Raw genomic sequence first — 539 nt, 5'->3', positions numbered from 1 at the left:
GCCGCCGATTTGCTTCGTGATATCTGCGAGCGCCAATGCATTCCCGAAGGGCAGCTCACGGTGCATTCAGACAATGGCTCGCCGATGAAGGGTGAGACCATGCTGGCGACAATGTGGCGCTTGGGTATCACGCCTTCGCGCAGTCGGCCCTCAGTCAGCAATGACAACCCCTACTCGGAATCGCTGTTCCGAACTCTCAAGTTCCGCCCGCAGCTACCTCTGGGGCCCTTTACCGACATCTTGCATGCGCGCCGCTGGGTGACAGATTTGGTCCATTGGTACAACACCGAGCACAGGCACAGCGCCATTCGTTTTGTAACCCCAACTCAGCGCCACGCAGGGCTTGACGGGCCAATGCTTGCAAAGCGCGAGGATGTTTACGCTGCTGCACGACAGGCCAATCCGAACCGATGGTCCGCAACTGCACGCAATTGGCACCCGGTCAACGAAGTCCACCTCAATCCCCATACCCCTAAACCCACGGAGAATAAAAACTTACGAAAACCAGCCTGAACCACCAAAATAAATGCGACAACTAG

Annotated in this window: 1 protein-coding gene; it reads left to right on the top strand. The window is 56.6% G+C overall.

Features of this window, described 5'->3' with window-relative positions; translation table 11 throughout:
* Nucleotides 1-513: integrase core domain-containing protein (locus H663_RS41175; protein ID WP_133240113.1), on the top strand; the 513-nt coding region annotated here is incomplete at its 5' end.
* Between the last annotated feature and the right edge of the window lie 26 nt (nt 514-539).

Origin of the sequence: Limnohabitans planktonicus II-D5, from assembly GCF_001270065.2 — a bacterium.
Lineage (GTDB): Bacteria > Pseudomonadota > Gammaproteobacteria > Burkholderiales > Burkholderiaceae_C > Limnohabitans_A > Limnohabitans_A planktonicus.
Note: the sequence above shows the minus strand (reverse complement) of the source record. Positions and strands in the feature narration are given on the sequence as shown.